This is a genomic window from Desulfosarcina sp. (assembly GCF_033791525.1).
GTDB lineage: Bacteria > Desulfobacterota > Desulfobacteria > Desulfobacterales > Desulfosarcinaceae > Desulfosarcina.
Genome location: NZ_JASJGN010000187.1, coordinates 22,204 through 34,828, shown reverse-complemented (window position 1 = coordinate 34,828; position 12,625 = coordinate 22,204). Strand labels below are relative to the sequence as shown.

Here is a 12,625-nt window from a genome sequence, read left to right as displayed (position 1 = left end):
GATGCTCACCCGCGAAACGGCGGCATCCATGGATCTGGAAAATCGGATGGACGTTGAGGCGTCAATATTTGCCGGTACCCGCTATCTGGCTCGTCTGCATCGTCAGGTCGGCAAGTCAGTGCCCGAACCCGATCGTACGCTCATGGCATTGGCTGCCTACAATATTGGATTCGGCCACCTGCAGGACGCCAGACGATTGGCCCGCCGGCTGGGCAAGCCGGAAAACAGCTGGCACGGTGTCCGATCGGTATTCCCGCTGTTGCAGCAGAAAAAATATTACCGTACCCTTGAGCATCGTTATGCGCGTGGAAATGAAGCGGTCATGTATGTAGACCGCATCCGGACCTATTATAAAATGCTACAGCCGAACTTAGACGCGCTGGCTCCTATTTCGAGCGCTGAAGACGCACGACCGCAGTTTCCTTGAGAATGCCTCCATACGCCATTTCCCGCCTATCAATTCCCGGCGATTGGCGACCGGTGATACGATTTGCACAAAGGCCATGGATGTGATAGGGACGGCCACCGGCGGCACACGACTTGGACATTTAACCATTCAGGAATGCTCAAGAAAATGCCAGGCACCATCATTCAGATATATGAAATCCAGACCCCGGATGAAGCCCGGGACGTGATCCGATTGGGTGTGGACCACATCGGTAGCGTGATCACGTCGTGCGATGATCGATACGACCCGGTCGTCCGTGAAACCGTTGCCGTGGTTCGCAAGATGGGAGCGGTCAGCAGCCTGATCCCGCTATATTCAAACCCGCAGGCAGTATTTGACACCCTGGGCTATTATCGGCCCCATATCGTCCATTTTTGTGACAGGCTGGATGATCACGGCGGCAGTTCGGTCCATGCGGCGCTTCAGTTGCAGGCGGCGGTCAAACGACGGTTTCCAGACATTCATATCATGCGCTCCATTCCCATCGGGCAGACGGCGGATGTAAACCGTGAAGCCGTATTGGCGCTGGCTGCCCGGCTGGAACCGCTGAGCGACTATTTTTTGACTGACACGGTGATCGCTGGGGCGTCGGGTGCGGCCGATGACGAACAACCGGTGGCCGGATTCGTTGGTATCACCGGGCTGACTTGCGACTGGTCGGTGGCCGCAGAGTTGGTGGCCAAAAGTCGAATCCCGGTGATTCTGGCCGGGGGCATCTCGCCGGAAAATGTAGCCGAAGGGATGCTGCAGGTTCGGCCTTTTGGGGTGGACAGCTGTACTTGCACCAATGCCGTGGATGAATGCGGGCATCCCATCCGTTTTAAAAAGGACCCGGCACGGATCAAGGCCCTGGTCTCTGAAACGCGCCGGACAGATGGCATGGCCATGGATGGGAACCGGATAACAACGAAATGATGATCGGTTGAAAAGGATAAACCGTGATTTCATGCCATTTAACCCGGATCCTGGTATTCATGAACCCCAAGAAAGGTTGAAAATCATATGTATGAGAGCAGTGACTTACGAAAAGGACTGAAGATAGAGATTGACGGCGATCCATATGTGATCGTCCAGTTCGAATTTGTGAAACCGGGGAAGGGGCAGGCCCTTTACAAATGCCGGCTCAAGAACATGATTACCGGTTCGCAGTTCGACAAAACCTACCGGTCCGGTGAAAAATTCAAGGAAGGCAATCTGGAGGCGATTGAAATGGAGTATCTCTATTTCGATGGGAACACCTATTGCTTCATGAATTCGTCCAACTATGAACAGGAGTTTTTGTCCGAGGATCAAGTGGGTGACGCCAGGGCGTTTCTCAAGGAAAACACCGTGTGCAACGTCCTCATGTTCGATAAAAAAGCCCTGGAGGTCTCGCTGCCCAATTTCGTGGAGTTGACCATTACCGAGGCGGAACCCTGGGCCAAAGGGGATACCGCCGCCGGATCCACCAAGCCGGCCACCCTGGAAACCGGTCATGTGGTTCAGGTGCCGCCTTTTGTGAACGAGGGCGAAATGATCCGCATTGACACACGCACCGGGCAATACGTGGAGCGGGTAAAGTAAGTTCAGCTTTCGGCTTTGGGTGATAAGGTCTGCACGAGGTAGCGTTTGATTCGATTCCCATCCATCTCCATGACCACCACCTTGTGGCCGTCGATGGTGAAGGCTTCATCTTCTTCCGGAATCCTGCCGATCCTGTCTAAAATGAACCCGGAAAAGGTGTCATATTCTCTGGATTCGCGGATATGCATGCCGGTCTTTTCGTTGACCTCCTCGATTTCCGATTTGCCCAAAACCACCCACTCCTTGGGCTTTTTACTGATGATGTGCGGCTCCTCTTTGTCGGTTTCGTCCCGGATTTCGCCCACCAGCTCCTCCAGTGCGTCTTCGAGGGTAATCAAGCCGGAGACGCCGCCATACTCGTCCACGATGATGGCCATGTGGTTTTTGCGGGTCTTGAACTGGTGCAGCATCCGGTCCAGTTTCTTGTTTTCGGGAACGAAATAGGGGGGTCGCATGATGGCCCGGACCTTCACCGGCGTCTCCGATGTGGCCTGGTGCATGAAGATGTCCTTGATATTTAAAATGCCCACGACGTGATCGATGTCGCCTTCGATCACCGGAATTCGGGTCAAACCGGATTCGGCGATAGCCTTGAAATCGAGCGGCGCGTCGGCATCCACCACAAACATGTCGGCCCGTGGGGTCATGATCTCCGATGCATTGGTGTCGTCCAGATCGAAGACGTTGTGGATCATTTCACGCTCTTCTTCCTTGATTTCTCCCTGCTCCTCCACCACTTCAACAAAGGTGATCAATTCCTCTTCGGTCGCTGACGGCGTCTTGCTCATCCTTCCGGTTAAGCGGGGAATGAAATTGAGAAACACGATGATCGGGAAGAAGAGGATGGACATCCAGTAGATGGGATAGATCGTCATCTTGGCGAGGAGGATGTTGTTGCGGGTGGCAAAGGATTTGGGAATCACCTCGCCAAACACGAGTATCAGAAAGGTCATTATGCCGGTGGACAGTCCCACGGCATAATTGGCGGACATGTTGATGGTCAGTGATGTGGCGATTGCCGATGCGGCCACATTGACCACGTTGTTACCGATCAGGATGGTGGTCAGCAGCTTGTGGGGATCATCTTTCATGCGCTTGATCAGTTGATGAGACCGGATGTTCTCCTTGGCCATGTGCCTCGCGCGGGTCTGGCTGATGGAGAACAGGGCGGTCTCCGCGGATGAAAAAAATCCGGAGAGCAACAAAAGGATGAAAAGAAGAAAAAACTGATTCACCATCATCCGCTGACTCCTGCACCAGTGATGCGGTCCCGCGGATGACTATGATTCCGGTGGCTTAAATGAAAAATACGAGAAGCGAAACAAACACGGAGATTACCCAGGAATCCGGAACCTGGGCCGGGTAAAAAAGGGTCGTCCAACGTTATGGCCTTCCTCTTGAAATGGGAGATGAAGTCATGCGATAGTGGCCCTTCCCGGTAAAGGGTGGGACCGTTTTTCGGTGAGGTGTTGTCAATCGCTGCCTTAAGGTTAACGGATGCGGGCCGTACCTGGCCAATAAAGGTCTACTATAGCGTATTTTTTCAGTTTTTCAAGCCCCTATGCACACAAAATTGAATTCTGAGATCAGATTGCGGTTATCGAACCATGACTGACGGCTCTCTGATCGACGATTACATCAACGCATTCAAGGCTGCCAGCGCATTTGACGGCCAGGTGGTCTATCACCGTGAGTTAGCGCCCAGCGAACCCACCTTCGGGGAAACCCGAAAGGCTTGGCCGAAAGCGATTGACCACCTGCTCGAGGCCATGGGGATCGATCGGCTGTATGCCCACCAGGTTCAAAGCATCGACCGGGTGCGGGCCGGTATCCACACGGTAGTCGCCACCCAGACCGCCTCCGGCAAGACCCTGACCTATGCACTGCCGGTTTTCGAGACCGTTATTGAGGATCCATCAGCCTGCGCGCTGTTCATCTACCCCTTGAAGGCCCTGGCCCAGGATCAACGCAAAGCCATCAACAGCATGTCCAGTCACCTGCCAGACATCAACCTTCGGGCGGACATATACGACGGCGACACATCTGCCTACCGGCGCAAGAAAATCCGTGACAAACCGCCTCATATACTGATGACCAACCCTGAAATGGTTCATCTTTCGGTTTTGCCCTATCACGACCGATGGTCCGACTTGCTCTCCAGAATCCGTTTCGTGGTGGTGGACGAGGTCCACACGTACCGGGGAATCCTGGGTTCGCATATGGCCCAGGTATTCCGTCGCCTGCGACGAATGTGCAGCCATTATGGTGCAGCGCCCACCTTCGTGTTCACCTCGGCCACCGTTGCCAATCCGGACGAGCTGGCCACGCAGTTGACCGGGTTGAGCGTTGAAACCGTTACGCAGAGCACAGCCGGCAACGGGCGGCGTCACCTGATTATGATAGATCCGGCGGGCGGATCCTTGGCGGCTACGGTGATGCTGCTCAAGGCAGCCGTGAGCCGGGGACTTCGCACCATCGTTTACACACAGTCCCGTAAGTTGGCGGAGCTGCTGGCCATCTGGGCCCAAAACCGGTCCGGTGGGCTTGCCGACCGCATCAGTGCCTATCGCGCCGGATTTTTGCCTGAAGAGCGGCGCGAAATCGAATCCAGACTCGCATCCGGAGACCTGCTGGCGGTGATTTCCACCAGTGCCCTGGAACTGGGCATTGATATCGGCAGTCTGGATCTATGCATTTTGGTTGGATACCCCGGTTCCATTGTTGCCACCTGGCAGCGCGGGGGTCGGGTGGGGCGCAGCGGTCAGGACTCGGCGGTGGTACTGGTGGCCGGAGAAGATGCCCTGGATCATTATTTTATCAAAAATCCGGAGCAACTGGTGGTTCGTCAACCGGAAGCAGCCGTGATCAATCCCTATAATCCGGATGTCATGTCCCGGCATCTGGTTTGTGCCGCAGCCGAGCTGCCCCTGATGACCGGTGATCCCATGCTGGCACCTGAACCGATGAAAGCCTGCCTCCGGCATACCATCGCCTCCGGTCGGCTTTATCTGAGTGCCGACGGCACCGTCTGCTTTTCTCCGATGAAAAATCCGCACCGATTTGTGGATTTGCGAGGGTCGGGTGCCCGGTTTGCCATCATCGAGGCGGCCAGCACCACTCCATTGGGGGAAATCGATGGAATCCGCGTATACCGAGAAACCCATCCCGGTGCCATCTATCTGCATCGGGGGAAATCCTTTTTGGTGGAATCCCTTGACCCGGAGGTCCGTAAAGTCATTGTCGCGCCTGCCCGAGTCGATTTTCACACCCGCGTGAGATCTCACAAAGAAACCCAAATCCTGGAGATTGCCGACCAAAAGCCGGTATACGGAACCATGATGACCGTTGGACGCCTTCGGGTCACCGAGCAGGTTACCGGCTATGACCGAATTCAAACCCGAACCGGCAAAGTACTGGAACGGGTTCCGCTCGATCTGCCGCCCATGGTTTTTGAAACCCAGGGCCTTTGGTTTACGGTTCCGGAGGCAGTCACCGCATTGGCGGAAAAGGCCTGGATCCACGTCATGGGAGGACTGCATGCCCTGGAACACGCCGCCATCGGCGTCTTCCCCCTTCTGGTGCTCGCCGACCGGAACGATCTGGGAGGCATTTCCACCCCCTTTCATCCCCAATTGGAAAGTGCGGGCATCTTTATCTATGATGGATTGCCTGGAGGGACCGGACTCTGCACCCAGGCCTTCGTCAATGGCAACGGTCTGCTTGACGCCACCTTTTCGACAATATCCGAATGCCCTTGTGAAACCGGCTGTCCCAGTTGTGTCCATTCTCCCAAATGCGGTTCAGGCAACCGCCCGATCGATAAGGCGGGAGCGATCTTCTTGTTGAAGACGCTCATCTCCACTAAAGCCTCGCCCGCTCCCCCGTTCATTCCAGAACCGATGGTCGTCGAGGAGGTGAAGGCAACGGATGACGCCACACGGGTTGTGGATTCCATGCATAAGGTCATTCATTACGGGGTACTGGACATCGAAACCCAGCTGTCGGCCAAGGAGGTGGGGGGGTGGCACCATGCATCGCGGATGCGGATCAGTTGTGTCGTGCTTTACGATTCAAAGTCGGATAATTTCTTCGAGTTCGTCGAAGGTCAGGTTCCCATGTTGATGAATCACCTTCATGGGCTGGACCTGGTGATCGGGTTCAATATCAAACGTTTCGATTACCAGGTCCTCTCCGCATACACCGAGCTTGATTTACGGCAGATTCCTACCCTGGATATCCTGGAAAAGGTGAAGGACCAACTGGGGTACCGGCTCTCTTTGGACCACCTGGCATCGGTTACCCTGGATGCCGGAAAAACGGCAGACGGGCTGGATGCCCTGAGGTGGTGGCGGGAAGGAAAAATGGCAAAAATTCTTGAATACTGCCGATCCGATGTGGCCATCACCCGCGATCTGTATCGGTTCGGCCGAGAAAACCGATACCTGCTGTTTCAGAATAAAGCCAAACATATCGTACGGCTGCCGGTGAACTGGTGACGGTTCCGTAAAATGTCCGATATCTGCGTTACGCTTCATCCCTCGGGATAGAACATGAATGTTCGCCGTAAGGATTAATATCGATTTGCCGTTCGCTCACTCAAGCTCGCTATTGCGGCCCGCAAGCCTTGATCTCGACCCTTTTACGAAACCGTCGGAAGGGATTTTTTTTCAGTTTCATCACTGTTTCCACCGTGCTTTCATGCTACCCGGGGATCCAGGCGGCGGAAAAGGCCAGCAGAAACTGGGCGACGTAGTACAGGGGCAGTCCCACCACCCGGTTGACAGGGGAGCCGACCACGAAGCGCTGCCGGGCCACGAAAAGATCTGAGATATAGAACAGGATGGCGCCGGCTAACACACTGCCGCGGGCACGAACCGGGATTGTCGGATCACCGGCGATACCGAAGGCACCGCAAACCATAATACTGATGACCACGATATAGGCCAACACCGGGGTGCGCATATTTCCCAGGTGGGGTTCGAGCCGCGGCCAGACCAAGGCGGCCACAATCATTAAAAGAATAGTACCCACTGCCATTGCAGGGTTCACTGTGCCGACCACAAAAAAGGCGGTGGCGTATATCACGTGCCCCAACAGAAAGCTGACCAGCCCGAGAAGAAAGGTGCCGTGGGAACCGAATGCCAGCAGGATGTCTCCGCCCAGGCAGAACACCAGGGCAAGGAGGATAAGACCGGCAAAGCGCGCATCCTGGACCGGCTGCAGGGTCCAGGCAACGATGAACAGCAGGGACAGTGGTGTTTTGAACAGGAGAATCCATTTGGGCTTTTCCGTTTTTTCCGCGTTGACCAGCCCCACCAGTAGCACCACGGCCAGTCCAAGAACGAACCATATAACCATTAGAAAACCTTATATTTGTAAGTTGGACTTTGTTATTTACTCTTTTATACCAGCACGTTGTTGTTACCAGTCTGCCTGGGTGCAGATTGCATCGTTATTGGGGAGCATAGGGGGTCGGGTCGGGTACACCGGCATCGGCAAACCCGTTTTTGCGCAGGATACACGAATCGCAATCGCCGCAGGCCAGCCCTTGGGGCGTTGGATCGTAGCAGCTGTGGGTCAGCGCATAGTCCACACCCAGCGCGGTTCCTGTGAGGATGATCTCGGCCTTGGTCAGATCGATCAGCGGTGTGTGGATACGATACCGCCCCTTACCCTCGATGGCGGACTTGGTTGCCAGGTTGGCCATGGTTTCAAAAGCCAGGATGTATTCCGGCCGGCAGTCGGGGTATCCACTGTAATCCACGGCGTTGACACCGATGAAGATATCCCAGGCGCCCAGCACCTCGGCCCAGGCAAGGGCGTATGATAGGAATATCGTGTTGCGTGCAGGCACATAGGTGACGGGAATGGCTTCGGCCATAAGGGAGCCGCTGCGGGTTTTGGGTACGGCGATGTCGTCGGTTAGCGCTGAACCGCCGATCGGCTTCAGATCCACCCGGGTAACCAGGTGGCGTTTCACACCCGCAGCAGCAGCCACCTTTTCAGCCGCCCCGAGCTCGCATACGTGTCGCTGTCCATAGTCGAAACTGAGGCTGCAAATCGCAAACCCCTGGTCGGCAACCATGGCCAGCACGGTGCTGGAATCCAGGCCGCCGCTGGACAGTACCACTGCTATTTTTGTTTTAATCATTGTTGGTTTAATTAATTTATGTAATGTTTTGCATTAACTTTTTTTTGGTCGTCAAACCCCCCGCTCCTGATCCGGCCAGATCAACCGGTGCAGTTGCAACTGAAGCCGGGCCTCGATTCGGGCCTCAAGCATCCAGGTGGCCAGCCGATCCGGGGACAACCGGTCGGATACCGCCGAGAACAGGATGCGATCCGCCGGCAGGATCGCTGGTAAATGGGGCAACTGCTGCGTTGCGAAAAGAAAGTCGTCGTGATCGCCGATGACGAATTTGACTTGATCATGGGCGGTCAGCCGCTGCAGATTGGCTGTATCGTTTTTCATATGCTCTCCGCTGGACGGGCACTTGATGTCCATGATCCGGCTGCAGCGGCGATCCACCCGATCGATGTCCAGGGAACCGTTGGTTTCCATCAATAGGTGATAGCCGTCAGCAAGCAGGGCTTCCACCAGGGCCGGTGTATGGTTCTGGGCCAGGGGCTCGCCACCGGTTATTTCAACCCAGTCGCAACCAAATGTTGCCACTTGATTGACAATATGGGCCACGGACATGGCGTTGCCCTCATCAAACGCATATCGGGTGTCGCAATAGCGACAGCGCAGGTTGCATCCGGTCAGACGCACGAACACGCAGGGCAGCCCGGCATATACGGACTCGCCTTGAATACTGTAAAAGATTTCATTAACCGTAACGATCATGTTATTAATGACGCCATGCCGTTTTTTCAGCGCTGCGCACCAGCAAGCCATGTATAGCAAGGTGATTGGGGCAAGTAAACCATCCTCTGACGATACGATCGAGGTCAACCATGCAGATTTACCGTCTCAAAAACGTGATCCAGCCCTATGCCTGGGGATCGACAACCGCCATTACCCAGATGCTCGGTCAGCCTAACCCTACCCATCAACCCCAGGCGGAACTGTGGATGGGCACCCACCCCAAAGGCCCGTCCATAGTCGTTGCCGGGGACGATCGGGTCCCACTCCAGCAGTTGATCGACCGGCAACCCATTGACATTTTAGGCCAGTATGTCGTCAGGCGGTTTGGCCGTGCGCTGCCCTACCTGTTCAAGGTTCTGGCTGCCGCCCAACCCCTTTCCATTCAGGCGCATCCCAGCAAACGCCAGGCGATAGAGGGGTTTGATAGGGAGAATCGTGAAGGCAAGGCCTTGGATGCCCCGGACCGCAATTATCGGGATGACAACCACAAGCCGGAAATTATCTGTGCCCTGACGCCATTTTGGGGGTTGAACGGATTTCGGCCGTCAGCTGAAGCCGTTCGCCTGTTGACACCGGTATGCCCCCACGACCTCGATGATGCATTCAAGGATCTGAAAACGAACCCGGGCCAGGGGCTCAGGAATTTTTTCGAAGCCATGATGACAATCGCCGCCGATAAGCGCAGGGCCGTGGCCCAGGAGGTTCTGGATAAGGCCAGGCCTTTGGTGGACACGTCACCGCTCTACCAGTGGATGGTCGACCTCACAGGCGCCTATCCGGCGGATATGGGGGTCCTTTCTCCGGCGCTATTGAATCTGGTCTGCCTCGAACCCGGACAGGCCATGTATCTGCACGCCGGCCAACTCCACGCTTACCTGGACGGCGTTGGAATCGAGCTGATGGCCAATTCGGACAACGTGCTCCGGGGTGGGCTGACACCCAAGCATGTGGATGTGCCGGAACTGCTCAACGTTGTCCGGTTTGAGGAAACGTCAATTAAAATTCTCGACCCCAGGCCGGTGGGGCCGGCTGAATCCGGCTACGACTGCCCGGCCGAGGAATTCTCACTCACCGTCATCCGGCCCCCGATAGGTCAGCCATACGTTTCTCACTCCATCAGAAATGTCGAGATGCTCTTGTGTACGGCCGGAGAAGGATGGATTAAAGAGGGTGGTCAGGGGGTGAGTCTGACCATGAAAAAAGGGGACAGCTTCCTGATTCCAGCCGGCCTCCTATCCTATGCAATTGGCGGAAGCGTCATCGTTTACAAGGCGGCCGTCCCACAATTAAATCAATAATTATCCACATCCCGGGCAAATGCGTCGAAACCTTTTTCCCGAAGGAAGGTTGAGATCAGGGCGGCCAGCGCATCGGCCGTATCCACCCGATACCGCCCTTTATCATCTGTGCCGGCCTTCATTTTTGAATTGGCCACCACCGTCTGCAGTGATGCCGCGGATAATTCAATATTCACGTGAACCCTTATCAACGGGCTGCTTTCCGACATGATTAAACCTCGCTCGTTGCCGGTTGCTCCGGTCCTGGCTTTTCAATGGTTAAGATGCGGGCGATGGACAGCGTTCCCAGATCAGGATGGGGCTGAACGGCTCCGGCTGCCTGGGGAAGGTCTGAGAGCCGGGTGAAAAAATTACGCAAGAATCGGCCTTGGCGATCAATACCCACAACCACCTGGTCGATGAGCTTTCTGGGCAATTGGGAGACTGCATTTCTCGTAATCCAGATCTCCCCTTTGCCGGCAAGGGCGGACAGGTGAGAAGACTGATCAAACGTCCCGCCGGGGATCGAGGATTCCATGCAGCCGGTCGGTACCGAGGTCGTCAGTTCATCCGTGCCGTGGCTGATGCCCATGTTCATGCGGATCTCGTTCGCCCATCCCTGTTGCGCCTTAAGCTTTTCTTCCATCACTATCATCTGTCGGTTCATCCGGGTTGCGCAGCAGATGGCGCTGAAGATGGGGCTTCTTCCTGCGTTTTTAGTAAACAGGTAGTCGATTTGGGCACCACTGCATCCGGCTCGTTTGCCGCCGAAGGATCTGACAACGCCATCGCCTTCATCCCAGATTCGATGCATCAATTTGAAGAAAACCTCGGGGAGCATGGTGTCTGCGATGCGATGAGAATCGTTGAGCCGGACTGACAATATGCAGATCGCTTCTTTTTCATCTCCAGGCCCGATGTCGTTGACGGCAGATTCGGTTTCCGTGTGGGCAGTCACTGCAGTTTGCCATAGATCCTGTCGGAGCAGAAAGAGTGTCCCTTCCTTGAATTCCAAGCCAAAAATGCGCAGGGGTGATGGGGGGGTCACCTCCTTTTGCCCGATGATGCAGCTGTCTATCAAAAACGGGTGGATGACAGGGGTAAGGGCGGTCTCGTCGTCTGTGGTGGGGAGGTGATTCCTGGAGATGAAGACGGTTCCCCGATCAAACGTATCTTTGGCGGTGGAGCGGCGCAACAGGATATAGATAAATGAAAACAACGCCTGCCAATCGGTAATCGAATCCTTGATGGCCGGACTGAGCAGCAGGTCGAAGATATTGCCTGAGGGTGTGGAACCCAATTCCTGGGCCAGGGCATGGGAGAAGGCATCTGTGCCGCCAGAGTTCATCCACAGGACTGACAGTTTTTTGTCCACGAAAAACGACGGCGCTTCAATTTGGTCCGGAGACAGGGATAGTGGACCAAAAGTCGCTTGAGCGGATAGGGACGACTCACCTTCAGAATCGTTTGCACCGGCGAGTCCGAATCGATTGTCGGACGGTTCAACGGACGAGACGATGTCCGATGGCCGCTGATTCTGCGCAGGTTTGTCAGGCGCTTTGAATTGTTCTGCGATTTCATCCATGGGATGACCGGAAGGTCCGTTATGCTCTGACATGCGGGTTCGTTCCTGTGTGCGTTTGGCAGTGTATTGAGAACCGGTTATCCGGGAATTGGAGAAAATCGTCAAGGGAAAAAGATCGCCGAACGTCGCCCATTATACCCGCAATATTGGCATCGCATTGACAATCAACAGGTTATCTCCTAAACACCAAAGAGCAAAATTGTTGCCGCTAGTTTGACCGCGGACAGCGAGGTATTGAAAATGAACGAATACCAGCAGGAACAACTCGAAGCGTTGAAAACCGTCAGGCGCGGACTCGTACAACTCGGTGACGCAAAACGGATTGAACTAACCGAAACAATCCGTGATTACGTGCAATTCAGGCAATCGACCGACCACTTTTTAAAGCGACATTTCAATGACGTGTGCACCCATACCTGTTTCCTGAGCCGCACCAGCGCCTGCTGTTCCAAGGATGGCATCATCACTTTTTTTGCCGACACGGTGGTCAATGCGCTGTGTTCCACATCGGCGCAGTTGGATCGGTTGGAGACGGTTTTAAACCGGACGAACAGTGGCCACCGATGCGTCTATCTGGGCAGCCATGGCTGCATGTGGACGCTTCGGCCGGTAGTATGCGCCATGTTTCTCTGCGACCGGGCCATGCAGGCCGTTTTCAGCGATGACCCTGAAGCGAGAAGGACCTGGGAGTCGCTTCGCCGGCAGGAAAAATCATTCAAATGGCCGGATCGGCCGGTGCTGTTTGATTCCCTGGAAAAGCTGTTTCTTGATCTGGGTTGCCACTCCACGCTCATGCACTTGAACCTGAGCCCGGGCCTGCTGAGAATAAAAAAAAAGGCCGGGGTCATATAGAATGCAGGCGACCCGATCAAAATGGGCCGCCT

At 55.1% G+C, this 12,625-nt stretch carries 12 protein-coding genes; 6 read left to right on the top strand and 6 right to left on the bottom strand.

The features are described from left to right. The 3 genes from QNK41_RS09175 to efp form a co-directional block, all read left to right on the top strand. On the top strand, positions 1-427 hold a 427-nt coding region (locus QNK41_RS09175; protein ID WP_319255983.1), incomplete at its 5' end, for a transglycosylase SLT domain-containing protein. Between the two features lie 147 nt (positions 428-574). Further along, entirely contained in the window at positions 575-1,363 is a 789-nt protein-coding gene (locus QNK41_RS09170) for a hypothetical protein (RefSeq protein ID WP_319255981.1), read from the top strand. An 87-nt stretch (positions 1,364-1,450) separates the two neighbouring features. Then, positions 1,451-2,011, top strand: a complete 561-nt coding sequence (gene efp / locus QNK41_RS09165) for an elongation factor P (RefSeq protein ID WP_319255979.1) — start codon at positions 1,451-1,453, stop codon at positions 2,009-2,011. A 2-nt stretch (positions 2,012-2,013) separates the two neighbouring features. Here the strand turns inward: efp and QNK41_RS09160 are convergent, their stop codons facing one another. Continuing rightward, positions 2,014-3,252 carry a hemolysin family protein gene (locus QNK41_RS09160; protein ID WP_319255977.1) on the bottom strand — a complete coding sequence of 413 codons (1,239 nt, stop codon included), beginning with the start codon at positions 3,250-3,252 and terminating at the stop codon, positions 2,014-2,016. 366 nt (positions 3,253-3,618) lie between these two features. Between QNK41_RS09160 and QNK41_RS09155 the strand changes: the two genes are divergently transcribed. Beyond that, positions 3,619-6,507, top strand: a complete 2,889-nt coding sequence (locus QNK41_RS09155; RefSeq protein ID WP_319255975.1) for a DEAD/DEAH box helicase — start codon at positions 3,619-3,621, stop codon at positions 6,505-6,507. 205 nt (positions 6,508-6,712) lie between these two features. Here the strand turns inward: QNK41_RS09155 and QNK41_RS09150 are convergent, their stop codons facing one another. The 3 genes from QNK41_RS09150 to QNK41_RS09140 all read right to left on the bottom strand — a co-directional run bounded on the left by QNK41_RS09150 (position 6,713) and on the right by QNK41_RS09140 (position 8,858). Beyond that, positions 6,713-7,369: a lysoplasmalogenase gene (locus QNK41_RS09150; RefSeq protein ID WP_319255973.1), complete on the bottom strand. Its 657-nt coding sequence runs from the start codon at positions 7,367-7,369 to the stop codon at positions 6,713-6,715. A gap of 94 nt (positions 7,370-7,463) precedes the next feature. Continuing rightward, positions 7,464-8,162, bottom strand: a complete 699-nt coding sequence (gene queC / locus QNK41_RS09145; protein ID WP_319255971.1) for a 7-cyano-7-deazaguanine synthase QueC — start codon at positions 8,160-8,162, stop codon at positions 7,464-7,466. A gap of 51 nt (positions 8,163-8,213) precedes the next feature. After that, on the bottom strand, positions 8,214-8,858 hold the full coding sequence (locus QNK41_RS09140) for a radical SAM protein (RefSeq protein ID WP_319255969.1): 645 nt from the start codon (positions 8,856-8,858) through the stop codon (positions 8,214-8,216). Positions 8,859-8,968: 110 nt separating this feature from the next. Here QNK41_RS09140 and manA point away from each other — a divergent pair, with 110 nt between their 5' ends. Next, positions 8,969-10,177, top strand: a complete 1,209-nt coding sequence (manA, locus tag QNK41_RS09135; RefSeq protein ID WP_319255967.1) for a mannose-6-phosphate isomerase, class I — start codon at positions 8,969-8,971, stop codon at positions 10,175-10,177. Here manA and QNK41_RS09130 read toward each other — a convergent pair. Then, complete coding sequence (locus tag QNK41_RS09130) at positions 10,171-10,386, bottom strand: hypothetical protein (RefSeq protein ID WP_319255965.1); 216 nt, start codon at positions 10,384-10,386, stop codon at positions 10,171-10,173. The genes manA and QNK41_RS09130 overlap by 7 nt on opposite strands. Positions 10,387-10,388: 2 nt before the next feature. Beyond that, positions 10,389-11,774, bottom strand: a complete 1,386-nt coding sequence (locus tag QNK41_RS09125) for a hypothetical protein (RefSeq protein WP_319255963.1) — start codon at positions 11,772-11,774, stop codon at positions 10,389-10,391. A 207-nt stretch (positions 11,775-11,981) separates the two neighbouring features. Between QNK41_RS09125 and QNK41_RS09120 the strand changes: the two genes are divergently transcribed. Continuing rightward, positions 11,982-12,593, top strand: coding sequence for a hypothetical protein (locus QNK41_RS09120; protein WP_319255961.1), 612 nt, complete (start codon positions 11,982-11,984; stop codon positions 12,591-12,593). Positions 12,594-12,625 lie beyond the last annotated feature (32 nt).

What these genes read in the sequence shown, in the direction of transcription:
- QNK41_RS09170 (WP_319255981.1), top strand. Translation starts at nt 575, where the DNA reads ATGCCAGGCACCATCATTCAGATATATGAAATCCAGACCCCGGATGAA.
- efp (WP_319255979.1), top strand. Translation starts at nt 1,451, where the DNA reads ATGTATGAGAGCAGTGACTTACGAAAAGGACTGAAGATAGAGATTGAC.
- QNK41_RS09160 (WP_319255977.1), bottom strand. Translation starts at nt 3,252, where the DNA reads ATGATGGTGAATCAGTTTTTTCTTCTTTTCATCCTTTTGTTGCTCTCC.
- QNK41_RS09155 (WP_319255975.1), top strand. Translation starts at nt 3,619, where the DNA reads ATGACTGACGGCTCTCTGATCGACGATTACATCAACGCATTCAAGGCT.
- QNK41_RS09150 (WP_319255973.1), bottom strand. Translation starts at nt 7,369, where the DNA reads ATGGTTATATGGTTCGTTCTTGGACTGGCCGTGGTGCTACTGGTGGGG.
- queC (WP_319255971.1), bottom strand. Translation starts at nt 8,162, where the DNA reads ATGATTAAAACAAAAATAGCAGTGGTACTGTCCAGCGGCGGCCTGGAT.
- QNK41_RS09140 (WP_319255969.1), bottom strand. Translation starts at nt 8,858, where the DNA reads ATGATCGTTACGGTTAATGAAATCTTTTACAGTATTCAAGGCGAGTCC.
- manA (WP_319255967.1), top strand. Translation starts at nt 8,969, where the DNA reads ATGCAGATTTACCGTCTCAAAAACGTGATCCAGCCCTATGCCTGGGGA.
- QNK41_RS09130 (WP_319255965.1), bottom strand. Translation starts at nt 10,386, where the DNA reads ATGTCGGAAAGCAGCCCGTTGATAAGGGTTCACGTGAATATTGAATTA.
- QNK41_RS09125 (WP_319255963.1), bottom strand. Translation starts at nt 11,774, where the DNA reads ATGTCAGAGCATAACGGACCTTCCGGTCATCCCATGGATGAAATCGCA.
- QNK41_RS09120 (WP_319255961.1), top strand. Translation starts at nt 11,982, where the DNA reads ATGAACGAATACCAGCAGGAACAACTCGAAGCGTTGAAAACCGTCAGG.